Source organism: Streptomyces populi (assembly GCF_002911015.1).
Lineage (GTDB): Bacteria > Actinomycetota > Actinomycetes > Streptomycetales > Streptomycetaceae > Streptomyces > Streptomyces populi.
The window spans coordinates 38,783-61,845 of sequence record NZ_KZ626884.1 but is presented as its reverse complement, the minus strand read 5'-3'; the positions used below and the strand labels follow the sequence as shown (position 1 = coordinate 61,845).

Genomic DNA, 23,063 nt, shown 5'->3' with positions numbered 1-23,063 from the left:
CTCCTTACGGAGGGTGCCGTGACGACGGCGACACAGGGGAATCCCCCTACCGACCCTGGAATCGCACGGATGCGCGGGAATGGTGCGGACGTACGCCGGTGTTCCCACGGGAAACACCGCGTTCCGAGGAGAGCCATGCCCGAGCAGACCGCTCAGACCAGTTCCGGCAAGACCCCCGTCGACTTCTGGTTCGACCCGCTGTGCCCCTGGGCCTGGATGACCTCGCGCTGGGTGCTGGAAGTGGAGAAGGTCCGCGACATCGAGGTCCGCTGGCACATCATGAGCCTCGCCGTCCTGAACGAGCCCAAGCTGGACGAGCTTCCCGACCACTACCGCGAGATGCTCGCGACCACGGCGTGGCAGCCCGTCCGGGTGGTCACCGCCGCCTGGCAGAAGCACGGCGACGACGTCCTCGGCCCGCTGTACACCGCGCTCGGCACCCGCTTCCACAACGACGGTCTGGGCGCGACCAAGGAGGCGATCGCCGGCGCCCTCGAGGAGGTGGGACTGCCCGCCGACCTGATCGACTACGCCGACCAGGAGAACTTCGAGTTCGACGCCGAGCTGCGCGCCTCCCACAAGGAGGGCATCGACAAGGTCGGCCAGGACGTCGGCACCCCGGTCATCGCCGTGCCCGGCTCCGACGGCGAGCAGCTCGCCTTCTTCGGTCCGGTCGTCACCCCGGCCCCCAAGGGCGAGGAGGCCGCCAAGCTCTGGGACGGCACGCTCATGGTCGCCTCGGTGCCGGGCTTCTACGAGATCAAGCGCACGCGTACGGCGGGACCGGACTTCAGCAACCTGTAGGCGTTCCGGTCGTCCCGGCCCCGGCCCCGGCTGCGTGACCCCGGACCCCGGGAAGCCGTCCGTGGGGGAACCGGTCCCGTGAGCGCATGCGCTCACGGGACCGGCGGCGGGACGAAACGGTTCGCCGCGCCCAGGACCTCCCGTGGCGCACCCACGGGCCCGGCCCGGACCTGGATACTGCGGATTCATGAGTACTACGAGCCGCCGCACGACCCTCCTCCTGGTCCGGCACGGGCAGACCGTCCGGCACGCGGAGAACCGCTACGCCGGAGTGAGCGACGTCCACCTCACCGAGGAGGGCCGCGCCCAGGCGGAGGCCCTCGGCCGCTGGGCCGCCGCGCACCCCGTCGACGCGATCTGGACCTCGACCATGTCCCGCGCCGTCGCCACCGCCGAGCCCGCGTGCCGCGCCCTCGGGCTGGTCGCACGGCGTGAACCCACCCTGCGCGAATGCGACTTCGGGGTGCTGGAGGGCCGCACGCTCGCCGAGTTCGAACAGGAGAACCCGGCCCGCGCCAAGGCGTACCGCGTCGACCCGGTGTCCTACCCCTTCCCCGAGGCGGAGGACCCGCGCACGGCGGCGGCCCGGGGAACGCACGCCCTGCGCCGCATCGCCGACACCCACCCCGGCGAACGCGTGCTGGTCGTCTCCCACAACACCCTGCTGCGCCTGGTGCTGTGCACCGCCCTGTCCATCCCGCTGGGCGAGTACCGCCGGGTCCTGCCGAGCCTGCGCAACGCGGCGGTCACCGAACTCCGGATGGAGGACGGGGCGGCCGCCCTGGTCTCGCTCAACGTGCCGTGCGGACCGTGACGGGACGGCCCCCGCGAGGGGTTTCCCCGCGGGGGCCGTCCCGGTGCTCGTCGGGCGGGGGCGTCAGCCGGCCACCGACGTGTAGTGCGAGGCGTCGCCCTGGATCGAGTGGCTCCGCGTGCCGTCGATGCCGACCGGCACGTCACCGGCGACCGTCACCCGGTTCAGCCGACGGGGCAGGCCGTCGTAGTTGTCGATCGCGTAGTGCTGGGTGATCCGGTTGTCGAACAGCACGAGCTGGTTCGGGGACCAGCGCCAGCGCAGGACGTTCTCGGGCCGGGTGACGTACGCCTGGAGCAGGTCGAGGATCTTGCGGGACTCGCCCACCGACAGTCCGACGATCCGCTGCGCGAACCCGCCGATGAACAGGCCGCGCTCCCCGGTCAGCGGGTGGACCCGGACGACCGGGTGCGCGGTACGGAACGTGATGGACGTGAACTGGGCGCGCTGCGCGGCCTGGTCCTCGTCCACGCTCTCGTCCGGCACCGCGTAGTCGTAGTCGTTGGTGTGCTCGGCCCACAGGGTGTCGGCGAACGCCCGGAGCGGTTCGGGCAGATCGCGGTAGGCGGCCGCGGCGTTGGCGATGAGCGTCTCGCCGCCGTACGGCGGGACCGTGATGCTGCGCAGGGTGCTGGCCTGCGGCGGGTTGAGCACGAAGGTCACGTCGGTGTGCCAGTGGTTGGCGCGGCCCCGCTCGCTGTCGACGGGCAGCACGTTCGGGGCGCCGTCCACGGCGGGCACGGTGGGGTGCGCGGTGGTGAGGTCGCCGAAGTGACGGGCGAAGGCCTGCTGGCCCTCGTCGTCCAGGTCGACGTCGTCGAAGACCAGCGCCTTGTGCTCGTCGAGGGCGGTGCGCAGGGCGGCGACGGTGATGTCGTCCAGGGGCTTGGAGACGTCGACGCCCAGGACACGGGCGCCGATGTGCGCGGTGACCTTCTGGATCTCGATGTCCGTCATGGGGTACGGGTCCTTTCGGCTGGGCGGTTCGGGGATGTGCGAGCGGGTTCGGGGGATGTGCGAGCGGTTCAGGCGAGGGCGGTCGCGTTCACGGACGCGGTCGCCGGGGCGGGTGCGGGTGCGGGGACGGTCGGCGCGGTCGCGTACCGGTTGGCCGGGCGCGGCAGCCCGTAGCGCTCCCGCAGGGTCTGCCGGGGCCCGTACTCCCGGCGGAGCAGGCCCCTCTCGCGCAGGATCGGCACCACGTGGTCCACGAAGAGGCCGAGGCCGGACGGCAGCACGGCGGGCATGATGTTGAAGCCGTCGGCGGCGCCGCCGCGGAACCACTCCTCGATCGTGCCGGCGACCTGTTCGGGCGTTCCGGCGAAGGTCAGGTGGCCCCGCCCGCCGCCGAGCCGGCCGATCAGCTCGCGGACGGTCAGCCGCTCGCTCCGGGCGAGCTCCACGACGAGGGTGTAGCGGCTCTTGGCCCCCTCGATCGCGCTCTCCGGCGGCAGGTCGTCGGGCAGCGGCGCGTCGAGGGCGAGCGTGCCGGGCTCCAGGCGGAGCAGGTGCTCCAGCCGGTTCAGCCCGTGCTCGTACACGATGTGGTCCTCCAGGACCCGCTCGTGGGCGCGCGCCTCCGCCTCGGTCGAGCCGACGACCGGGACGATGCCGGGCAGGACCTTGACGTGGTCCGGGTTCCGGCCGGCCCGCCCGGTGAGGGACTTGAGGCTGGCGTAGAACTTCTGGGCGCCCGCGAGGGTCTGCTGGGCGGTGAACACCGCCTCCGCGTACCGGGCCGCGAACCGTCTGCCGTCCTCGGAGGAGCCCGCCTGCACGAGGAGCGGGTGACCCTGCGGTGTGCGGGGCACGTTGAGGGCGCCCTCCACGCTGAAGTACGTCCCCTTGTGGCGCGCGGGGTGGATCTTGCCGGGGTCGCCCCAGACGCCCGCCGCCTTGTCGGCGACGACGAGGTCGTCCTCCCAGCTGTCCCAGAGCTTGAGCGCCACGTCCAGGAACTCGGCGGCGCGCTCGTACCGGGTGGCGTGCGCGGGCTCGTCCTCGAGGCCGAAGTTGCGGGCGGCCTCGGCGCCCGCGGTGGTGACGATGTTCCAGCCCGCGCGGCCGCCGCTGATGTGGTCGAGGGAGGCGAGTCTGCGGGCCAGGTTGTAGGGGGAGTTGTAGGACGTGGAGGCGGTGGCGATCAGGCCGATGTGCTCGGTGGCGGTGGCCAGCGCGGTGAGCAGGGTGATGGGTTCGAGCGCCCCGGAGGGGCGTTGGCCCACGCTGTTGAACAGGACCGGGCCGTCGGCGAGGAAGAGCGAGTCGAAGGTGCCGCGTTCGGCGATCCGCGCGAGACGCACGTAGTGGGCCGTCTCGACGTGGGCGTACGGGTCGCTCTCCGGGAGCCGCCAGGACGCCTCGTGGTGCCCGGTGTTCATCAGGAAGGCGTTGAGATGGAGCCGGCGCGGGCTGGTCACGGGTGCTTCTCCTCCTGGTGTGCGGACGCGCCGTGCCCGGCGCCGTCGTCCGCCGTCGTGTCCGGGCCGGTCGCGGGGCGTGCCGTCGTCCCGGACCCCGTCCTCGCCGTCGTCCCCGTCACGTCCTCGGTCACCCCGAGGGCGTTCAGCAGCCGTTCGCGGTATTCGCCGAGCAGGGGATCGCGGTACGAGCGCGGGTGCGGACGGTCGATGGACAGGTCGAGGCCGATGCGGCCGTGGTCGAGCACGAGCACCCGGTCGGCCAGCACGATCGCCTCGTCCACGTCGTGCGTGACGAGCAGCACGGACGGCCGGTGGCGTTCCCACAGTTCGCGCAGCAGCACGTGCATCCGGATCCGGGTGAGCGCGTCCAGCGCCCCGAACGGTTCGTCGGCCAGGAGCAGTTCGGGCTCGCGGACGAGGGAGCGGGCCAGGGCGGCGCGTTGTGCCTCGCCGCCGGACAGTTCATTGGGCCAGGCCCGTTCGCGCCCCGCGAGTCCCACCTCGGCGAGGGCGGAGCGGCCCCTCTCCGCGGCGTCCCGGCCGTCGGTGCCGAGCAGGACGTTGTCGAGGACGCGGCGCCAGGGGAGCAGCCGGGAGTCCTGGAAGACGACGGACACCCTTTCCGGGGCGGTGAGCTCCCCGCTGCCGGCGACGTCGTGATCGAGGCCGGCGATGGCGCGCAGCAGCGTGCTCTTGCCGGAGCCGCTGTGCCCCAGCAGGGCGGTGAACTGGCCCGCCGGAAGGTCGAGGTCGATGCCGTCGAGCACCGTGCGGCCCTCGAACGACCTGGTGAGCCCGCGCAGGCGGACCGTGTGGGAGCGGGTCAGCTGCTGAGTGTGCGTCGCCACGACAGCACCTTTCGTTCGACGAGACGAACCGCGCTGTCGGAGACGAGCCCGAAGATGCCGTAGACCAGCAGGCCGACGAGGATGATGTCGGTCCGGCCGTAGTTCTGGGCCTGGAACATCATGTAGCCGAGGCCGCTGGTGGCGTTGATCTGCTCCAGGACGACCAGGGAGAGCCAGGAGCCGGTCACCCCGAGCCGCAGTCCGACGAAGAAGCCGGGCAGCGCGCCGGGGATCACGATCTGACGGATGAAGCGGATCCTCGACAACCCCTGGACCTCGGCGAGTTCCACGAACCGGTTGTCGATGCCGGACAGGGCGGAGTGCAGGTTCAGGTAGATCGGGATGTAGACGACGATGGCGATGATCGCGATCTTGAAGGTCTCGCCGATGCCGAGCCAGAGGATGAACAGCGGGATCAGGCCGAGGGTCGGGATCGCCCGGTTGAGCTGTACGGTCCCGTCGATCAGCGCCTCCCCGACCCGGCTGAGCCCGGAGGCGAGGGCGAGGACGACACCGGCGGTCAGGCCGAACGCGAACCCGTACCCCGCGCGTTCCAGCGACGTCAGCACATCGGTGGGCAGGGTGCCGTCGGTCCACAGGTCACCGGTGGTCCTCAGCACCGTCCAGGGCGCGGGGATCGCGCCGGGATCCAGCTGTCCGGCGGCGGACGCGACGGCCCACAGGGCCAGGAACAGGGCCGGACCGACGATCCGGGAGGCGGGCAGCCGCCTGCCGGGCGCGAGGGTGCGGCGCCGGGTCCGGGGAGCCCGCCGGAACGGGCGGCCGCCGGCTCCGGCCCCGCCGGCCGTTCCCGCGCCGACCGCCTCCGCCGCGACCGGTACGGCCGGGGGCGGCTCGGTGCCGACGCCGGCGGGTGACGCGGCGGCGGAGGCCGGGGCGGTGTCGGCCGTGGTCGAGGTCGTGGTCGAGGTCGTGGCCGAGGCCGACGGGGGCGTGGTCCCGGCCGGGGGAGAGGCGGGCGCGGACCCGGTCGTGGACCGGTCCTCGGTCGAAGTCCTGCTCGTCACGGCCGTCACCTCCGGTATTCCGCGGGGACGGCCCTGGCCGCGATGGCCTCGAAGCGCCGGTCGAAGAGCGAGCCGACCTTGAACCTCTTCACGAAGCCGCCCTCCGCCAGCAGATCGGCGGTCTCCTGCTCCCACTTGACGGCCTCGTCCCAACTCGGCGGGAAGAGGGGCTTGTTGGCGAGCGCGGTGATCGACCGGGCCTGCGCGAGGGTCAGGTTCTGCGTCTTGACGTAGAACTCCTCGTTCCACTCGTCGGGGTGCTCGTACGCCCACACCTGGCCCTTCGCCCAGCGCGGGATGTACGCGGCGACCGCGGCCGCCTTCGCCCGGTCGGCCAGCACCGAGGTGGGCGCCCAGAGCAGGTTGAGCAGGTCCACCACGTCGGTGTCGATGGTGTGGGCGCCCTTGGACCCGTACTGCTTGAGATAGGCGGGTGCCTGGCTGTTGGCGAGCGGGGCTATGTCCACCTGCCCGGCCTGGAGCGCGGTGAGGAACTGGTTGCTGGTCAGCGGCACGAGGTTCACGTCGTCGTAGGACAGACCCGCCTGCTTCAGGGCGCGCAGCAGGACGACACCCTGCGCCTGTCCCTGGGAGAAGGCCAGTTTCTTCCCCTTGAAGCCCTGGACGTCCTTGATGTCGCTGCCGGGCTTGGTGGCGAACAGGTAGTTGGGCTTCCTGGTGATGTTGATCGCGACGATCTTCGCGTCGAAGCCCTGGAAGTGCGCCTGGATCGGCGGGATGCCCGCGTTGTTCCCGACCTCCAGGGACTTGGCGCGGAAGGCGTTGATGACGTCGGGCCCGGCGCCGATGTTCACCCAGTCGGACACGGTGAACGGCAGCCCGGCCAGCCCCGCCAGCTTGAACTGGAGTTCCTGGACGCCTTGGTACGAGGCGATCGAGAGCTTGGTGCCCTGCGGCACCTTGTCGGCCAGGGGCGCCGACAGGTCTCCCGCGGACCGGCTGTCGGCCGCGCCGGCGGCGGTGCAGCCGCTCAGCCCGGCCACGGCCGCGGCGCCGAGCAGGGAGGACAGGAACACGCGCCGGTCGACACCGGACGGGGAGGGGGAGAGGGAGGGAGAGGGGGACGAGGAGGCACGCGTTGACCGTGCGGACAGTGGTGGCATGGGAGGCTCCGGAGATTCCAGGGGCGGGAGAGCGCGCGGGGTTCCGGGCAGGGCGAAGCCGGAGGAGAGGCGGGCGCGCCGAAGAGGACACACGCCGGTGGCGTGCCGTAGAGGACACACGCCGGTGGCGTGCCGAAGGAGACGGGCCGACGGGGACGACGGCCGGACGGTCCGTGCCGCGCCGGCGTCGGACAGCCGGTCCCGCGTACGACGGATCAGTGCACCGAGGGATCAGCGCACCGGCGGATCAACGTCCCGGAGGATCGGCGACGAGGCGCCGACGACCACGCGTCCGTGACGGAACGTCGGTGACGGGGTGTCGGTGACGGCCGGTCAGTGACAGGCGGTCAGCAACAACGTGTGCGTGCGACCCGCATCAGGTCGACCACACGGCACTTGGTGAGCGGAACCTGCACCCGCGCGCTGCTCATGCACACGATGCTCCTGTCCGGGAAGGAACCCTGTCAACATTCCGACTTTCTGAATTAATTAGCCCCCGGTGGGGAGCCCGGAGAGCCCAGCGGATCGCGGTAGAGGACGTCGAGCACGACCGACCCGCCCGCCACGGCCAGCACCGAATCGGGGAAGCTGGTCGGGACGACCGCGGACGCCCGTTCCGGTCCCACCGCCTCGCGCAGCGCGCCGAGGCAGTCCTCCCGGTGTATGGCGCCTATCTCGGTGACGACGACCGTCTCCGGGTTGAGCACGTCGAGCAGCAGCCCCGCCGCCCGCCCGACCATCCGGGAACGCTCCGTCAGCAACTCCACGGCCAGTGGGTCCCCGGCGGCCGCGGCGAAGACCACGTGCATCGGGTTCGAGCCGTCCGTGACCCCCCGTTCCCGGGCCCGTCGGCACAGCGTCCGTTCGCTCAGCTCGGCCTGGAGGCACCCCGTCCGGCCGCAGTCGCACCGCTCCGCCCCGCCCGGCAGGGGCAGATGGGCGATCGCCCCGGCCTGCGAGCGGGGTCCGTAGTGCACCTGGTCGTGGGTGGCGAAGGCGGCGTCCACCACGTTGCCGGCGAAGAGATGCAGCACGCTCCGGCTGCCCCTGGCCCGCCCGAACAGCCGCTCCCCGTTGACCAACGCCCGCGCGTGGCCGTCCACGTGGACCGGCAGCCCCGTGCGGGCCCCGACGGCCTCCCGCACGTCCACGTCACGCCAGCCCAGCATCGGGTGCTCCACGATCGTGCCGGAGTCCGGGTCCACCCAGCCGCCGGCCGCCACGCCGATGCCGAGGGCGGTCCGGCCGGGGACGCCGGCGAGGAGAGCGGCGATCGCGTCGGCGGCGTTCGCGAGGACGGGGCCCGGTTCGGTGCCGTCGTGCCGCAGCCGCTTCTCGGCGAGGACCCGCCCGCGCAGGTCCAGCAGCGCGACGGTCGTGTACGGCACGGCCACGTGCACCCCGCCGACCACGAAACGGGAGTGGTCCAGGTCGACCGGGAGGTGCGGCCGCCCGACCCCGCCCGACCGGAGGGGAGCGGCGGCCTCCCGGATCAGACCCCGTTCGGTGAACCGGGCGCAGTAGTCGGTCACCGACGCGGGGGAGAGCCCGGTCAGCCGGGAGATGGTGCTGCGGGCGACCGGCCCGTGCTCCAGCACGGACCGCAGGATCACGCTGGCGCTCGCCCGGCGCCGGGCGAGGACGGGGGAAGGAGGGGACAGGGAAGGGGGTGCCACCGTACTGGCCATGGAAGTTCTTCCTCGGGAGCTGGTCCGGCCGAGCGCCGTCACGTACGCCCCGCCGCGGCGTGCGCGGCGTGCGTCTGGTGTGGTCCGCTGTGGTCTCGGCGAGCCGGATCCGCTCCGCCCCGCCTCAGGACGGGCGGCGACAGGTGGCCGTGCCCTGGCGTCGCAGGTCGACATAGCGACGCGACGCGAAGTTCAGGGCCTGGGGAACCATGCGGTGAAGGGTAGGGGGCCGACCGGGGGCGCCGCCAGATACGCCCAAGGACCGGACAGCCCCGGCACGTTCCCGCTCCGGCCGGTTCCGGACCGGTTCGGACGCTCGGTGGAGTCTTTGGTGAGTCCCCACAGTGCCGACCCCGGACCGCCCCGTAGCGGAAACGACTTCACCTCAGTGACCAGCATCACCCTTGAGCAGGTGTACCAGGCACTCTTTGTAAGGAGCCCACCATGGCGCTGATCCGCGCTTTGTCGAGCACTGACGGTGATCACCCGTAAGCCGCTGGGATAGCGTCGCCGTGTTCCGACCTGTCCTCCCCCCGGCCCCGTGGGCCAAGGGGCATCCCCGTTCGCCGGAGTCCTCATGAGCACCGCTGTCGCCACGCCCTCCCGCCCCGGTGAGGTCCTCGCCGACCTTCTTCCGGCCTCCCGCGTCCGTGACGCCGTCCTCGTGCTCGGCGGTGCCGCGCTCACCGGCCTTGCCGCCCAGATCTCGCTGCCCGTCCCGGGTTCCCCGGTGCCGGTGACCGGCCAGACCTTCGCCGCGCTGCTCGTCGGCACGGCGCTCGGCGCGCGCCGCGGCTTCCTGTCGCTCGCGGTGTACGCGCTGGTGGGCATGGCCGGCGTCCCGTGGTTCGCGGGGGGCGGCTCCGGTGCCTCGGCCCCGTCCTTCGGCTACATCCTCGGCATGCTGCTCGCGTCGACCGTCGTGGGCGCCCTGGCCCGCCGTGGCGCCGACCGCTCCGTGCTGCGCATGGCGGGCACGATGCTGCTCGGCGAGGCGATCATCTACGCGGTCGGCGTTCCCTACCTGGCCCTGGCCACTGGCATGTCGGCGAGCGCGGCCGTCGCGGCGGGCCTCACCCCGTTCCTGATCGGCGACGCCCTCAAGGCCGCCCTGGCGATGGGCATCCTGCCGGGCGCCTGGAAGCTCGTCGACAAGAAGTGACGCCATGCCGGTGGGGTCCTGGACCCCACCGGCCGGACGACGTCATCACCCAGCCGACGCTCGTGTCTCGTGTCCGAGCCGTCGTCGTTCTGCGCGAGAGGCTCGCCGGGCCGTTTTCTGGTCCCGCCCGGCGGGCCTTCACGCTTTCCCCACCCCGGCCGACACCGCCCGGCCACTCCGGCCGACACCGCCCCGGCCACTCCGGCCGACAACACCCCACCCCGACCTCCGGCCCCGGCCCCGATCCCGGCCCCGGCCCCTGGCCTCAGCCCTGGCCCATGACCTCCGGCCCCGGCCCCGGCCCCGGTCCACCGGTCCTACCCTCCGGGCCTCCGGCCCCCGGCCTCCAAAGCCGGCCCCCGGCCCAGGACCTGGGCCGGGGGCCGGTCGGCCGTCGTCACGCTTCGCGGTGGACGAGGGGAGGCGCGGGTGGGAGGAGAACGGGAGAGGGGCCCGCGGCGATCAGCCGCGGGCCCCTCTCCCGCTCAGGCGTCGGTGGCGGGTCAGGCGCCGACCTCGGCCCGGGTCTCCTCGGGAGAGCCGCTCTCGACCGGCTGCCCGGAGGAGCGGGCGCCCGCGCCGACGTTCTGCCGGACGAAGGCGATGACCAGCACGATCGCCGCGACGAGCAGCGACAGCAGCACGGTCTCCCGGCCGTCGTGTTCGGTGTCGGTCAGCATGTAGCCGAGCACGAAGACGATCATCGCGGCCGTCGCCCAGGTCAGGTACGGGTAGAGCCACATCCGCACGACGAGCTTCTCCGGCGCCTCGCGCTGGATGATCTTCCGCATCCGCAGCTGCGAGAAGCAGATGGCGAGCCACACGAACAGGGCCACCGCACCGGAGGAGTTGACCAGGAAGAGGAAGACCGAGTCCGGGAACTTGTAGTTGAAGAAGACGGCCACGAAGCCGAACGCGACCGAGACGAGGATGGCGGTCATCGGCACGCCGCGCCCCGTGGTGCGGGCGAACGCCTTGGGCGCGTCACCGCGCTGACCGAGCGAGAACGCCATCCGGGAGGCCGTGTAGAGGCCGGAGTTGAGGCAGGACAGCACGGACGTCAGCACGATGACGTTCATGATCTGACCGGCGTGCGCGATGCCGAGGGAGTCCAGGGCGGCGACGTACGAGCCCTTGTCCTTGATCGACGGGTCGTTCCAGGGCAGCAGGGCGACGACGACGAGGATCGAGCCCAGGTAGAAGACGGCGATGCGCCAGATGATGCTGTTGGTCGACTTGGTCACGGCGCGCTGCGGGTCCTCGGACTCGCCGGCGGCGAGCGTCGCGATCTCGCTTCCCATGAAGGAGAAGACGACCAGCAGCACGCCGGTGAGGATCGCGCCGGGGCCGTGCGGCAGGAAGCCGCCGTGACCGGTCAGGTTGTCCAGCCCGGCCTTCTGGGCCTCCACGCCCGGCAGCACTCCGAGGATCGCGAGGGCGCCGACCACGATGAACGCGCCGATCGCCACGACCTTGATCCCGGCGAACCAGAACTCGAACTCGCCGTAGGAGCCGACGGAGACCAGGTTGGTGGCCGTCAGCACCACCATCACGATGAGCGCCCAGCCCCACTGCGGTACGGCGGGCATCCATCCTTCGAGGATCTTGGCACCGGCGGTGGCCTCCACGGCCAGCACCACGACCCAGAAGAACCAGTACAGCCAGCCGATGGAGAAGCCCGCCCAGCGGCCGAGCGCCCGGTCGGCGTGCGCGGAGAACGAGCCCGAGGTCGGATTGGCGGCGGACATCTCGCCGAGCATCCGCATCACCAGCACCACGAGCGTGCCGACGAGGGCGTACGAGAGGAGGATGCCGGGGCCCGCGGTGGCGATGCCGGAGCTGGAGCCGACGAAGAGCCCGGCTCCGATGACACCGCCGATGGCGATCATCGACAGATGACGGTTCTTGAGTCCTGCCTGGAGGCCGCCACCGGGTTCTCCGGGGGCCTGTGCGGCCTTCGTGGGGGTCGGCTGCGAGGTCATGAAGGGGGATTCCTTTGCGCCGTATGAGCAGATCGCGGTACAGGGCGCCCGCCCCGTACGAGCGGTGTACGGGGCACGCGACGGTCCTTCGTGAGGACCGCTGTACAAGCGTGTCCAGTGAAACGGAGGTGGATGAGTTCGTGAACCTTCGAATCCATATTGTTACTTGAGGTTTTCTTGAGGTTCTGTAGGCTTGCTCACAGTTTTCTCGTGCGGGCCCCGGCGCGGCCCACGCGGGACGGCCGTGTCACACTCGGACCATGCGCGTGTATCTCGGATCCGACCATGCCGGTCTCGAACTGAAGAACCACCTCGTCGAGTGGCTCAAGGCCGCCGGCCACGAGCCCGTCGACTGCGGGCCCCACATCTACGACGCCCAGGACGACTACCCGCCGTTCTGCCTCCGCGCGGCGGAGCGCACCGTGGCCGACCCGGGTGCCTTCGGGATCGTCATCGGCGGCTCCGGCAACGGCGAGCAGATCGCCGCGAACAAGGTCGCCGGCGTACGGGCCGTGCTCGCCTGGAGCGAGCAGACCGCCGCGCTGGGCCGCGAGCACAACAACGCGAACGTCATCTCCGTCGGCGCCCGCATGCACACCCAGGAAGAGGCGACGAAGTTCGTCGAGACCTTCCTCGGCACGCCGTTCACCGGCGAGGAGCGCCACGTCCGCCGCATCGAGATGCTCGCGGACTACGAGACGACCCGGGAACTCCCGCCGATCCCGGCCCACCACCCGCAGCAGCCGTAGGACCGGCACCGATCGGACCGCGGGCCCACGGGCCCACGGGCCCACGGGCCCACGGGCCCGCGGGATCGACGGGCCGACGGGATCGACGAACCGGCGGGCCTCCGGGCCGCCGGGCGAGAGAGACAGCGGGAGGAACGGTGCCCGAGGGGCACACCATTCACCGGCTCGCGGAGGACTACCTCGCCGCGTTCGGTGGCCGCGGCGTCCGGGTCACCAGCCCCCAGGGCAAGTTCGGTGACGCCGCGGCCCTCCTCGACGGATCGGTCCTGACCGCGACGCAGGCCCACGGCAAGCACCTCTTCCTCGGGTTCGGTCCGGGACGGTGGGTCCACATCCACCTCGGTCTCTTCGGCAAGGTCGGATTCGGCGGCACACCCGCCCCGCCGCCCACGGACACCGTCCGGCTGCGCCTCGTGAACGAGACGGCGTACGTCGACCTCCGCGGCCCCACCACCTGCGCCCTGATCACGGACGACGAGAAGCGCGCGATACACGACCGCCTCGGTCCGGACCCGCTGCGCCCGGACGCCGATCCGTCGGCGGCCTACCGCCGGGTCTCCCGCAGCCGCACGACGATCGCCGCGCTGCTCATGGACCAGAAGGTCATCGCGGGCGTGGGCAACGTCTACCGCGCGGAGGTCCTCTTCCGGCACGGCATCGACCCGTACCGCGCGGGCAGGGACCTCGCCGCCGCGGAGTGGGACGCGATCTGGGCCGACCTCGTGGACCTCATGCGCGAGGGCGTCCGCAACAACCGCATCGACACGGTCCGGCCGGAACACACCCCCGAGGCGATGGGCCGCCCGCCGCGCGTGGACGACCACGGCGGCGAGGTCTACGTCTACCGCAGGGCCGATCTGCCCTGTCACATCTGTGGCGGCGAGATCAGCACCGCCGATCTCGCCGCCCGCAACCTCTTCTGGTGCCCGGCCTGCCAGAAGGCCTGAACCCCGCGAAGGAGCCGGGTCCTGGAACCTGTGACCCGCGAGGGCGCCGGGTCCTAGAACCCGTGCGGCAGCCAGGGCGCGAGCGTCGAGGTGAACGCCGTCGAGGCCTCCGCCAGCGCTCCTCCCCGCAGTTCACGCACCCTGCCCGCGGCCGCGAGCGAGGCCAGGGACACGCCGCCCAGATAGGCGGCCCCCAACTCCCGCACGGACAGGGCGAGATCAGGAGCGTCCTCGGTGCGGGCGCACACCGCGCCCTTGGCGTCGCCGGTGAGCCGCCAACGCCCCTCGTTCCAGGGGCAGAAGGAGTCCTCGACCTCGAACACCACGTCCACCGGGGCCTGGTAGGTCCGGGCCTCCAGCGCGGCCCCGACGTCGACGAGCCGTACGTGCAGCGAGTCCTTCGTCCGCAGCTGACAGCGGCGGATGTCGGAGACCATGTGCTGCCAGGCGTCGTCCACGGGCCGGCCCCGGGTCCGCAGCGTGGACGTCAGGTCGACGTCGAAGAGGAACCGCCACAGCGCGGCCCGCGCCGCCGGGTCCAGCCCCTCCAGGTCCACCATCGTCACCACCCCGTCGGACCCGGCCGGACCCCACTCCGGCTTGACCCGGAAGCGCGTGTACCCGACGACCTCGCCGTCCCGCTCGGCGACCACGCACTGCAACGGCGAGGCGCCGTTCCGCTCGTCCGCCGGGTCGAGGAGCATGAGCCGCTGCCAGCCGGGCTGCCGGGCCAGCATCCCGGGCCGCTCCGGCACGAGCCGCGCGTACACCGCCTCGCACGCGTCCAGCACCTCGGCCGGCGCCGCGTAGCGCAGCCGTACGCCGTCGGTCCCGGGGGGCACGGACAGCCGGACCCGGGCGGTGTCGATCTCCGCGCTGACCGACAGGCTCCCGATGCCGTAGCCGAACCGCCCGTAGATCCCCGGCTCCGACGCGACCAGGACGGCGAGCGGCTCGCTCCCGGCACGGATGTCGTCCAGCTGGCGGCGCATCATCGAGGTGAGCACCCCGCGCCGCCGGTGCGTGGCCGCGACGCTCACCATCGTGATCCCGGCCGCCGGTACCGAGGCGCCGCCGGGGACCGTGACACGGAAGGAGAAGGCCCCCGCCGTACCCACGCAGTTCTCCCCGTCCCACACCCCCAGCGAACGGTCGTACTCTGTGAGCGCGTTCCACAGTTCGCGCTCCTCGGACGACTCCGCCACACCTCCGAACGCGCGGATCAGGTTTTCGTACCATTCGTCCCAGTCGGCCTGCCGCAGTACGCGGACGTCAGTCGTCATAGCCCATGCCTACCAGGGCAATGCGGTACGAGCGAGGGAATTTCGCCCGGCCGCGACGGCCCCCGACCGGAATGTTCCGGTGCGGTTCTCTGTGAAGTTGAGCGCTCGGAGGGGGACAAGTGGGACCTCCCGTGCCAAGCGCCTGGTCCGATGGATAGGGTCCCGAACTAATGGCAGCAGGACGAGAGCGGCGCGCTGAAGCCGATACGTTCACGGCCCGGTTGAAGATGCAATGGCACCGGGCCCGCACAGCGCTGCGCAGATCCGCCGTCGACTACTTCCGCGGGGACGGTTCCGACTGGATCGCGCTGGCCGGACTGCTGATCATGATCCCGGTGATCGCCTCCACGACCCTGGTCAACTCGGTGTGGTGCTCGCCCGCCGCCCTGGTCCTGCCGATCGTGGCCGGCGGACTGCTGCTGCGGCCCGCCAGCCTGCTCGGGCTGTACGCGGCCGCCGCCACCGCGCTGATCGTGGAGTCCGTGAAGCTCGGCCCGTACACGGAGGGACCCTCCCGGGTCACGCCGGGCGTGGTCCTGGTCGTCGCGGCCTGCGGCTTCTTCGGACTGCTGATCGCGCAGTTCCGCAGCCGGGTGGGCGTGCCCTGGCGTCGCGGCGGCACCATGCTCTTCGACCTGCGCGAACGCATCCGCGTGCAGAGCAAGCTGCCGAAACTGCCGGTGGGCTGGCACCGCGAGATGGCGCTGCGCCCGGCGGGCGGCCAGTCCTTCTCCGGGGACTTCGTCGTGGCCGCCCGGACGAACGGCGGCCGGACCCTCGAAGTCGTCCTCACGGACGTCTCCGGCAAGGGAATGGACGCGGGCTCCCGCGCCCTGCTGCTGTCCGGGGCCTTCGGCGGCCTCCTCGGCTCGCTGCCGCCGCACGCCTTCCTGCCCGCCGCGAACGGCTATCTGCTGCGCCAGGACTGGGACGAGGGCTTCGCCACCTCGATCCACCTGGTGCTCGACCTCGACTCGGGCGACTACGAACTCTTCTCGGCCGGACACCCGCCGGGCCTCCAGCTCAGCGCGGGCAGCGGACGCTGGGAGGAGAAGGCCGCCGAGGGCCCCCTGCTGGGGGTGTACGACGGTGCCCAGTTCGACCCGGTGAAGGGATCGCTGCGGCCCGGGGACGTGCTCATGCTGTTCACGGACGGTCTGGTCGAGACCGCCGACCGGGACATCGTCGAGGGCATCGACCGGCTCACGGGGGAGGCCGACCGCTACGTCGCCGGAGGCTTCCACGGCGCCGCCTGGCACCTCATCGAGGCGGTGGCCAGGGACGTCAACGACGACCGGGCCCTCCTGCTCATCTGCCGCGACGGTCTGGCGCCGGTACGCTGACCGCGCCCCGCGGATTCCGGCGGCCGGGGCGGCGGCCCGTACCGAGGAGACACTGATCGCGTGACCCGACCTCTCCTGACCCTGGCCGAAGTCGAGGCGCTCGCCCGCGCGGCGCACGCGACCCAGACCGACAAGGCCGGCCGTCCGTACGCCGAGCACCTCCAGGCCGTCGCGGACGGCGTCCGGGAGCGCGGGGGCGACGACGACCAGATCGCCGCGGCCTGGCTGCACGACGCCGTCGAGGACGACGCCCTCTCCGAGGACTGGCTGGAGGAGGCCGCGCTGAGCCCCCGCACGAAGGACATCGTGCGGGCGCTCACCAAGGCGGACGGCGAGTCCCCGGAGTCGTACGCGCGACGCGTCCGCACCACCCGGGGCGCCCTGCTGGTCAAGGCCTCCGACCTGGCGCACAACTCCGACCCGCTCCGTCTCGCGGTCCTCGACGAGCTCACCCGGATCCGTCTGACGAGGAAGTACGCGACGATGCGGGCGCTGCTGGGGCTGCCGCCGGGCTGAGCGAGGACGTCCTCGGCCGCTTCCCGCCGCCCTCCTCGCCGGGTGCTCCCGGCCGGCGGCCCCCGGGCGGGCCGGTGCCGGGGGAGAGCGTGCCGACACGAGGTGAGGGCGGGCCCGGTTCTCCGGACCCGCCCTCACCCGTACGCCGGTCGGTCACGCGCGGCCCGTCGGCCGAGCGTCGGCCGGCCGTGCCGCGGTCGGCTGCGCGTCGGCCGGCCGAGCGTCGGCCTTCGCCCGGTCCCGGGCCACCTCCGTCGCGTCCCGCTTGAACGCCCATTCCATCCTCGGCTCCATCGAGAACCGGAAGATCCGCCGGACGGGCCGTGTGCACAGGGCGGTGACGAGCGCGGCCGCGACGACCGTCGCGAAGACCTCCCCGAGCGGCTCGCGCAGCCAGGACTGGTCGAACCACCCCGCGTACTCGCAGCCCTTGAAGACAAGGCCGTGCAGCAGGTAGCCGCACAGCGTGCCCGCGCCGAGCGCCGTGAACCAGAACCTGCGCCGCGGCACCCAGGCGAAGAAGCACGTGGTGAGCAGCAGCGAGCAGCAGTAGAGCGCGAGCGTCATGAGGACACCCGTCCACCAGGGGACCCCCAGCTCCTGTGCGCTGTCGCGGTGGAAGAACCAGGCGGCGTTCATCCGGGGGGCCGCCCAGTAGCCCACGACCAGCGCCGCGACCATGACGGGTACCGACAGCACGCGCACCTCACGGCGGCGTGCGAGCTGGAAGTGTTCGGGCTTCAGGCACAGGCCGAGGACGAAGAACGGCAGGTACTGCAACACCCGCTGGAGGTCCAGGTCGTCACCGATCTCCGGCGAGACGGACGCGGCCAGGCCGATGCACAGGGTCAGCGGAAGCGGCCGGCGGACCAGCTTCCACAGGGGGGTCGTCAGCCGCCAGACGAACAGCGCGGCCAGGAACCAGGTGAGGTACCAGGGGTCGAGCAGGCTGACCGTCAGGTCCGAGCCGCCGACCCAGCGGCTGAAGAGGGAGTACGCCGTCTCGAAGAGGACGTACGGCACGAGAACGCCGGTGACCAGCCGCTTCAGGCGGTCGGGGCGCATGTCGAAGTTACGGGAGAAGTAGCCGGAGATGACGATGAAGGCCGGCATGTGGAAGGCGTACACGACCATGTACAGCGCTTCCAGGAGCCGGCTCTGGCCCTTCAGCGGATCCCACACGTGACCCATGGCCACGAGCACGATCGCCAGGTACTTGGCGTTGTCGAAGAAGGGGTCGCGCTGTTCGGCGGGGCCGCCGGCCGGCGCGGCGCCGGTGGCGGCCGCCGCGGAGGTCCGGGGCGTGCGGGGGCCCGGTACCGCGTCCGCCGGGCCCGTCGGACGCGGGTCCGTCGGACGCGGGTCCGTCGGACGCGGTGATCCCTGGTGGTCGTGGAGTCGGAGCGAGTTGGTCACAGGCACTCCCGCCAAGAGCTCAGGGGGAAGGATCTGGACCTCGCTGCGTGTACGGGGGGCGTGGCGGCGTGGAACATCTGAGGCACCCTAGCGTCGTCTGTGCGTTCTCGTGAAACGCCCGATCTCATTCCTGCTTATCGCCTGCGCCTACCCCGGATTCGGAGATGTGTGCCTGTCGATTCGCACGACTTCCACGCATGGACTCCCTTGCCGATTACTGGTGTTATGTACCGTTCTGTGGTGATCAATCGGTGCATAACGCCCGCGGGCGACTCTGGGGGTATGTCATGGTTCAGTAGGTTTCGTTCGCCCGTGCCCCGCGTTCGCGGTGCACCCGCGGCGGTAATTCGAAATATCTGCGAACGAGATGTGTGGACACGGCAATCGGTGCCGTGAATTCGCCGTCCGGGCCCACCGTCGAATTGCGTTGCGGAGCAGTGCGGTTGACGTTTTTCCGTATGACCGGGCGGCGTGTGCCGGGTTGTTCCGGTGGGGTGCCGGGTCACTCACGGGGCTGTCCCCGGCCGATGATGCGTCACCTGTCGCATACGAATGGCCGGTTGGTGGCACGATGGTTCTGGCGGGGGTGTGCGGGGCTGACCCCCGGGCCGGGAGAGCGGACCGACCGTAGGGTGTGATCAGTTGTGGCCATTTCGCTGTCAGTGGTGCTGCTGTTGGCGATCATCCTCGTGGTGCTGATCCGAGGGGGATCCATCAAGCCGGGGCCCGCCATCGTCGCGGTGCTCTTCGGCTTCTTCCTCGCGTCGACCGGTATGGCCCCGTCCATCAACCGGTTCCTCGACTCGATAGCGCAGACCATCAACTCGATCAGCTTCTGAGCGGAACACGGCGAACGGTGCCCGCCTCCGGAGGCGGGCGCGCGGCGGGCGGCACGGCCGGCGCCGGGCGCGCGTCACCGGCTCCGCGCGCCGGTGGCGGACCCCTCCGCGCCCGGAAGGCCGCGCGGCTCCCCCCGGCCTTTGTGCCGGGGGCGGGAGCCGCGGGGGCCGGACGGGCACGCGGCGGGCGCGAAGGGCTGACCGGAGCCTCTGGACACGACAAAGGCCAGGCGGAGGATCTACCCTCTGACCTGGCCTTATGTCATGTGGAGCGGGCGACGGGAATCGAACCCGCGTAGCTAGTTTGGAAGACTAGTGCTCTACCATTGAGCTACGCCCGCACAGCGTGCGCCGCAGGTCAGCGACCGCGGCACAGAATGCATCGTAGCGGGTCGACGGCCCGCAATGCACACCCCATTCCCGCCCGCGTCGGAGCTCGCGAAATGCGGCGGTCGCACCGTCTGCGGGCATGTACCCTACGTGTCGCACCGACGGGGTGTGGCGCAGCTTGGTAGCGCGTCCGCTTTGGGAGCGGAAGGCCGTGGGTTCAAATCCCGCCACCCCGACCATCAGCAGGACCTGCGAAGGACCCTCGAAGGGCTCGCTCGGACAAGATCACCTTTTGGGGCGTGTACCGCCTGCGGTTACTATGCAAGCTGCGTGCCCGTATGTCTGCAGTGTTCGTCTCTCGGGGCAGCGGAATCCGCCCGGGGCTCTGCCCGGCCGGCAGCGGCACGCAGCAGAACCCCCCAAGAAGTCAGCCACAAGGAGACCGAACCGTGAAGAGCGCCGTGGAGACCCTGAACCCGACCCGGGTTCGGCTCACTGTCGAGGTGCCCTTCGAGGAGCTCAAGGACAGCCTCGACGCGGCGTACAAGAAGATCAACCAGCAGGTCACGGTGAAGGGCTTCCGGAAGGGCAAGATCCCGGCGCGCGTCATCGACCAGCGGTTCGGTCGCGGCGCCGTTCTCGAGGAGGCCGTCAACGACGCTCTCCCGAAGTTCTACACCGAAGCGGTCAACGAGGCTGAGCTGAACGTCCTCGGCCAGCCCGAGGTCGACATCACCGAGCTGAAGGACGGCGAGACGCTGAACTTCACCGCCGAGGTCGACGTCCGCCCGACCATCGAGATCCCGGACTACTCCGGCATCGAGGTCGAGGTCGACGCCGTCGAGGTCAGCGACGAGGACGTCGAGAAGGCCGTCTCCGACCTGCGCGAGCGCTTCGCGTCGACCTCCCCGGTCGAGCGCGCCGCCCAGGACGCCGACGTCGTCACCATCGACCTCGAGGCCAAGGTCGACGGCGAGGTCCTGGAGGACGGTGTCGCCAGCGGCGTCTCGTACACCATCGGCTCCGGCGAGCTGCTCGACGGCATCGACGAGGCCGTGAAGGGCCTGGAGGCCGGTGGCGAGGCCACCTTCACCTCCGAGCTCAAGGGCGGCTCCGCCGCCGGCAAGGAGGCCGAGGTCACCGTCAAGGTCACCCAGGTCGCCGCGCGTGAACTGCCCGAGCTGGACGACGAGTTCGCGCAGCTCGCCTCCGAGTTCGACACCCTCGACGAGCTGAAGGCGGACAGCCGCAAGCGCCTCGAGAACATGAAGCAGTACGACCAGGCCACGCAGGCCCAGGAGCGCGTCCTGGAGAAGCTGCTGGAGCTCGTCGAGGTGCCGGTCCCCGAGAAGCTCCTCGAGGACGAGATCAACACCCGCAAGCACAACCTCGAGCACCACCAGCTCGGCCAGATGGGCCTCGACCTCGCGAAGTACCTGGAGATCCAGGGCAAGACCGAGGAAGAGTTCGACGCCGAGACCAAGGAAGCCGCGGTCAAGGGCATCAAGACGCAGTTCGTCCTCGACGAGCTCGTCAACAAGGAGAAGCTGAACGTCAACCAGGAGGAGCTCACCGAGCACCTCATGCGGCGCGCGGCCTCCTCCGGCATGTCCCCCGACCAGTTCGCCCAGGCCGTCGTCGAGGGCGGCCAGGTCCCGATGCTCGTCGGCGAGGTCGCCCGCGGCAAGGCCCTCGCGGTCGTCGTCGAGGCCGCCACGGTCAAGGACACCAACGGCGAGATCGTCGACCTGGACGACGAGGAGGACGAGACGGCCGAGACCGTCGAGGCCACCGACGCCGAGGCCGAGGACGAGCCCGAGGCCTGATCGCCTCAGCAGTAGCCCGGACGGGCCCCCGGGGACTTTCGAGTCCCCGGGGGCCCGTCGGCTTGTCCGGGAGGAGCGACGGGACCTTCTCCCGCGGGCCCCGTCGGCCTACCCAGGGGTGCGGGGAACTGCGCGGGCGACCCCCACCGCCCCGCGGCCGCACTCGGATCCTCCCGCCCCCCGGCGGGTGCGGCCTTTCGAGGGTGCGGGCCACCGGCCGCCGCCCCCGGGAACGGGCCCGGGACCCTGGTGGAGCCGGCGCAGCGCATGCGCTCACAGCGAACAGTTCCCTCTGCGGGATTCCCCGGAGGGACCCGCGCGTTAGGGTCCATGAATACGAGGGCAGGGGAGTCTCCGGACGTCGTCGGGAGGCGGCGCGGAACCCGGGGTCCCAGGCCCTGCAGAAGACGTGAGACGGCCCGGCGCCGTCGTAAGACGAGCAGGTGGATACGTGACGAATCTGATGCCCACAGCTGCCGGCGACCCTATCGGTGGTGGCCTCGGCGACCAGGTCTACAACCGACTGCTCGGCGAGCGGATCATCTTCCTCGGCCAGGCGGTCGACGATGACATCGCCAACAAGATCACGGCGCAGCTGCTGCTCCTTGCCGCCGACCCGGACAAGGACATCTACCTCTACATCAACAGCCCCGGCGGATCGATCACGGCCGGCATGGCGATCTACGACACCATGCAGTTCATCAAGAACGACGTGGTGACGATCGCCATGGGCATGGCGGCCTCGATGGGGCAGTTCCTGCTCAGCGCGGGCACCCCCGGCAAGCGCTTCGCCCTGCCGAACGCCGAGATCCTGATCCACCAGCCCTCCGCGGGTCTCGCGGGCTCCGCGTCGGACATCAAGATCCACGCCGAGCGACTGCTGCACACCAAGAAGCGGATGGCGGAGCTGACCGCCTTCCACACCGGCCAGACGGTGGAGCAGGTCACCATCGACTCGGACCGCGACCGCTGGTTCGACCCGATCGAGGCCAAGGAGTACGGCCTCATCGACGACATCGTGCCTACCGCTGCCGGAATGCCGGGCGGTGGCGGTACCGGGGCGTCGTAAGCCCCTCCAGCGCCCCCGAGAGCGGCGCGGAGCCCCTTCCCGCCCCCGAGTGGCACCGGGCGCCCGGCGTGCTCTCAGCCGACCGCTCAGCCCTTTCAGGTTTTCCAGGAGACACAGTGAACGACTTCCCCGGCAGCGGCCTCTACGCCCGCACGCAGGCCGAGTACACCGGTCCTCGCGCGGAGTCCCGCTACGTCATCCCGCGCTTCGTCGAGCGCACCTCGCAGGGCGTGCGCGAGTACGACCCGTACGCGAAGCTGTTCGAGGAGCGCGTGATCTTCCTCGGCGTGCAGATCGACGACGCCTCCGCCAACGACGTCATGGCGCAGCTGCTGTGCCTGGAGTCGATGGACCCCGACCGCGACATCTCGGTCTACATCAACAGCCCCGGCGGCTCGTTCACGGCCCTCACGGCCATCTACGACACGATGCAGTTCGTGAAGCCGGACATCCAGACGGTCTGCATGGGCCAGGCCGCCTCGGCCGCCGCGATCCTGCTGGCCGCCGGTACCCCGGGCAAGCGCATGGCGCTCCCGAACGCCCGCGTGCTGATCCACCAGCCCTACAGCGAGACCGGACGCGGTCAGGTCTCGGACCTCGAGATCGCCGCGAACGAGATCCTCCGGATGCGCGGTCAGCTGGAGGACATGCTGGCCAAGCACTCGACCACGCCGATCGAGAAGATCCGCGAGGACATCGAGCGCGACAAGATCCTCACGGCCGAGGACGCGCTGGCGTACGGCCTGATCGACCAGATCATTTCCACCCGCAAGATGAACAACTCCGCGGTCGTGTGACGTATCGCTGTATCGTCTGCCGCCCCTTGGCGCGGTTCACGACAAAGTGAACCGCGCCAAGGGGGGCCCGAACGA

General features: G+C 71.2%; 19 protein-coding genes, 2 tRNA genes and 1 pseudogene. 12 read left to right on the top strand and 10 right to left on the bottom strand.

The window, feature by feature from the left end; translation table 11 throughout:
* The first annotated feature begins 135 nt into the window (after positions 1-135).
* Positions 136-804, top strand: coding sequence for a mycothiol-dependent nitroreductase Rv2466c family protein (locus CW362_RS22935; protein WP_103551398.1), 669 nt, complete (start codon positions 136-138; stop codon positions 802-804).
* A 187-nt stretch (positions 805-991) separates the two neighbouring features.
* Positions 992-1,618 carry a histidine phosphatase family protein gene (locus CW362_RS22930; protein ID WP_103551397.1) on the top strand — a complete coding sequence of 209 codons (627 nt, stop codon included), beginning with the start codon at positions 992-994 and terminating at the stop codon, positions 1,616-1,618.
* 63 nt (positions 1,619-1,681) lie between these two features.
* Here the strand turns inward: CW362_RS22930 and CW362_RS22925 are convergent, their stop codons facing one another.
* From CW362_RS22925 to CW362_RS22895, 6 genes and pseudogenes are all read right to left on the bottom strand, one after another.
* Positions 1,682-2,575 carry a TauD/TfdA dioxygenase family protein gene (locus CW362_RS22925; RefSeq protein WP_103551396.1) on the bottom strand — a complete coding sequence of 298 codons (894 nt, stop codon included), beginning with the start codon at positions 2,573-2,575 and terminating at the stop codon, positions 1,682-1,684.
* A gap of 68 nt (positions 2,576-2,643) precedes the next feature.
* A complete protein-coding gene (locus CW362_RS22920; RefSeq protein WP_276313687.1) occupies positions 2,644-4,038 on the bottom strand; it encodes an LLM class flavin-dependent oxidoreductase in 1,395 nt (464 codons plus the stop codon).
* Between the two features lie 116 nt (positions 4,039-4,154).
* A pseudogene (locus tag CW362_RS22915) lies at positions 4,155-4,889 on the bottom strand (ABC transporter ATP-binding protein); the annotation flags it as partial.
* Entirely contained in the window at positions 4,865-5,917 is a 1,053-nt protein-coding gene (locus tag CW362_RS22910) for an ABC transporter permease (RefSeq protein WP_240657978.1), read from the bottom strand. The pseudogene CW362_RS22915 and the gene CW362_RS22910, both read right to left, overlap by 25 nt.
* 5 nt (positions 5,918-5,922) lie before the next feature.
* Complete coding sequence (locus CW362_RS22900) at positions 5,923-7,041, bottom strand: ABC transporter substrate-binding protein (RefSeq protein ID WP_103551395.1); 1,119 nt, start codon at positions 7,039-7,041, stop codon at positions 5,923-5,925.
* 485 nt (positions 7,042-7,526) lie between these two features.
* Positions 7,527-8,729, bottom strand: a complete 1,203-nt coding sequence (locus CW362_RS22895) for an ROK family transcriptional regulator (protein ID WP_103551394.1) — start codon at positions 8,727-8,729, stop codon at positions 7,527-7,529.
* A gap of 577 nt (positions 8,730-9,306) precedes the next feature.
* Here CW362_RS22895 and CW362_RS22890 point away from each other — a divergent pair.
* Positions 9,307-9,891 (top strand): biotin transporter BioY, encoded by a 585-nt coding sequence (locus CW362_RS22890; RefSeq protein ID WP_103551393.1) that lies wholly within the window; start codon positions 9,307-9,309, stop codon positions 9,889-9,891.
* Between the two features lie 503 nt (positions 9,892-10,394).
* Here the strand turns inward: CW362_RS22890 and CW362_RS22880 are convergent.
* Entirely contained in the window at positions 10,395-11,873 is a 1,479-nt protein-coding gene (locus CW362_RS22880; protein ID WP_240657977.1) for an amino acid permease, read from the bottom strand.
* A gap of 260 nt (positions 11,874-12,133) precedes the next feature.
* Between CW362_RS22880 and CW362_RS22875 the strand changes: the two genes are divergently transcribed.
* Together CW362_RS22875 and CW362_RS22870 are read left to right on the top strand one after the other, a co-directional pair.
* Complete coding sequence (locus tag CW362_RS22875; protein ID WP_103551391.1) at positions 12,134-12,622, top strand: ribose-5-phosphate isomerase; 489 nt, start codon at positions 12,134-12,136, stop codon at positions 12,620-12,622.
* A gap of 137 nt (positions 12,623-12,759) precedes the next feature.
* Entirely contained in the window at positions 12,760-13,569 is an 810-nt protein-coding gene (locus tag CW362_RS22870) for an Fpg/Nei family DNA glycosylase (protein ID WP_103551390.1), read from the top strand.
* Positions 13,570-13,622: 53 nt separating this feature from the next.
* On the opposite strand, the gene CW362_RS22865 is transcribed toward CW362_RS22870, so the two are convergent.
* Positions 13,623-14,852, bottom strand: coding sequence for a GNAT family N-acetyltransferase (locus CW362_RS22865; RefSeq protein WP_103551389.1), 1,230 nt, complete (start codon positions 14,850-14,852; stop codon positions 13,623-13,625).
* Between the two features lie 170 nt (positions 14,853-15,022).
* On the opposite strand from CW362_RS22865, the gene CW362_RS22860 reads away from it, so the two are divergent.
* Both CW362_RS22860 and CW362_RS22855 read left to right on the top strand, forming a co-directional pair.
* Entirely contained in the window at positions 15,023-16,195 is a 1,173-nt protein-coding gene (locus CW362_RS22860; protein ID WP_103551388.1) for a PP2C family protein-serine/threonine phosphatase, read from the top strand.
* 60 nt (positions 16,196-16,255) lie between these two features.
* On the top strand, positions 16,256-16,711 hold the full coding sequence (locus CW362_RS22855; protein WP_240657976.1) for an HD domain-containing protein: 456 nt from the start codon (positions 16,256-16,258) through the stop codon (positions 16,709-16,711).
* A 153-nt stretch (positions 16,712-16,864) separates the two neighbouring features.
* Here the strand turns inward: CW362_RS22855 and CW362_RS22850 are convergent, their stop codons facing one another.
* Positions 16,865-18,127, bottom strand: coding sequence for an acyltransferase family protein (locus CW362_RS22850; RefSeq protein WP_103551387.1), 1,263 nt, complete (start codon positions 18,125-18,127; stop codon positions 16,865-16,867).
* 644 nt (positions 18,128-18,771) lie between these two features.
* On the opposite strand from CW362_RS22850, the gene CW362_RS22845 reads away from it, so the two are divergent.
* Entirely contained in the window at positions 18,772-18,966 is a 195-nt protein-coding gene (locus tag CW362_RS22845; RefSeq protein ID WP_103551386.1) for a hypothetical protein, read from the top strand.
* Positions 18,967-19,233: 267 nt separating this feature from the next.
* On the opposite strand, the gene CW362_RS22840 is transcribed toward CW362_RS22845, so the two are convergent.
* A tRNA-Gly gene (locus CW362_RS22840) sits at positions 19,234-19,307 on the bottom strand.
* Positions 19,308-19,458: 151 nt separating this feature from the next.
* Between CW362_RS22840 and CW362_RS22835 the strand changes: the two genes are divergently transcribed.
* From CW362_RS22835 to CW362_RS22820, 4 genes are all read left to right on the top strand, one after another.
* Positions 19,459-19,535: transfer RNA gene (locus tag CW362_RS22835), tRNA-Pro, on the top strand.
* Between the two features lie 210 nt (positions 19,536-19,745).
* Entirely contained in the window at positions 19,746-21,122 is a 1,377-nt protein-coding gene (tig, locus tag CW362_RS22830; RefSeq protein WP_103551385.1) for a trigger factor, read from the top strand.
* A 463-nt stretch (positions 21,123-21,585) separates the two neighbouring features.
* On the top strand, positions 21,586-22,191 hold the full coding sequence (locus CW362_RS22825) for an ATP-dependent Clp protease proteolytic subunit (RefSeq protein ID WP_162684185.1): 606 nt from the start codon (positions 21,586-21,588) through the stop codon (positions 22,189-22,191).
* A gap of 116 nt (positions 22,192-22,307) precedes the next feature.
* Positions 22,308-22,988: an ATP-dependent Clp protease proteolytic subunit gene (locus tag CW362_RS22820; RefSeq protein WP_037618822.1), complete on the top strand. Its 681-nt coding sequence runs from the start codon at positions 22,308-22,310 to the stop codon at positions 22,986-22,988.
* Positions 22,989-23,063 lie beyond the last annotated feature (75 nt).

Bases quoted from the DNA above. Each gene is read 5' to 3' on its own strand.
- CW362_RS22935 (WP_103551398.1), top strand. From the start codon at position 136: ATGCCCGAGCAGACCGCTCAGACCAGTTCCGGCAAGACCCCCGTCGAC.
- CW362_RS22930 (WP_103551397.1), top strand. From the start codon at position 992: ATGAGTACTACGAGCCGCCGCACGACCCTCCTCCTGGTCCGGCACGGG.
- CW362_RS22925 (WP_103551396.1), bottom strand. From the start codon at position 2,575: ATGACGGACATCGAGATCCAGAAGGTCACCGCGCACATCGGCGCCCGT.
- CW362_RS22900 (WP_103551395.1), bottom strand. From the start codon at position 7,041: ATGCCACCACTGTCCGCACGGTCAACGCGTGCCTCCTCGTCCCCCTCT.
- CW362_RS22895 (WP_103551394.1), bottom strand. From the start codon at position 8,729: ATGGCCAGTACGGTGGCACCCCCTTCCCTGTCCCCTCCTTCCCCCGTC.
- CW362_RS22890 (WP_103551393.1), top strand. From the start codon at position 9,307: ATGAGCACCGCTGTCGCCACGCCCTCCCGCCCCGGTGAGGTCCTCGCC.
- CW362_RS22880 (WP_240657977.1), bottom strand. From the start codon at position 11,873: ATGACCTCGCAGCCGACCCCCACGAAGGCCGCACAGGCCCCCGGAGAA.
- CW362_RS22875 (WP_103551391.1), top strand. From the start codon at position 12,134: ATGCGCGTGTATCTCGGATCCGACCATGCCGGTCTCGAACTGAAGAAC.
- CW362_RS22865 (WP_103551389.1), bottom strand. From the start codon at position 14,852: ATGACGACTGACGTCCGCGTACTGCGGCAGGCCGACTGGGACGAATGG.
- CW362_RS22860 (WP_103551388.1), top strand. From the start codon at position 15,023: ATGGCAGCAGGACGAGAGCGGCGCGCTGAAGCCGATACGTTCACGGCC.
- CW362_RS22825 (WP_162684185.1), top strand. From the start codon at position 21,586: ATGCCCACAGCTGCCGGCGACCCTATCGGTGGTGGCCTCGGCGACCAG.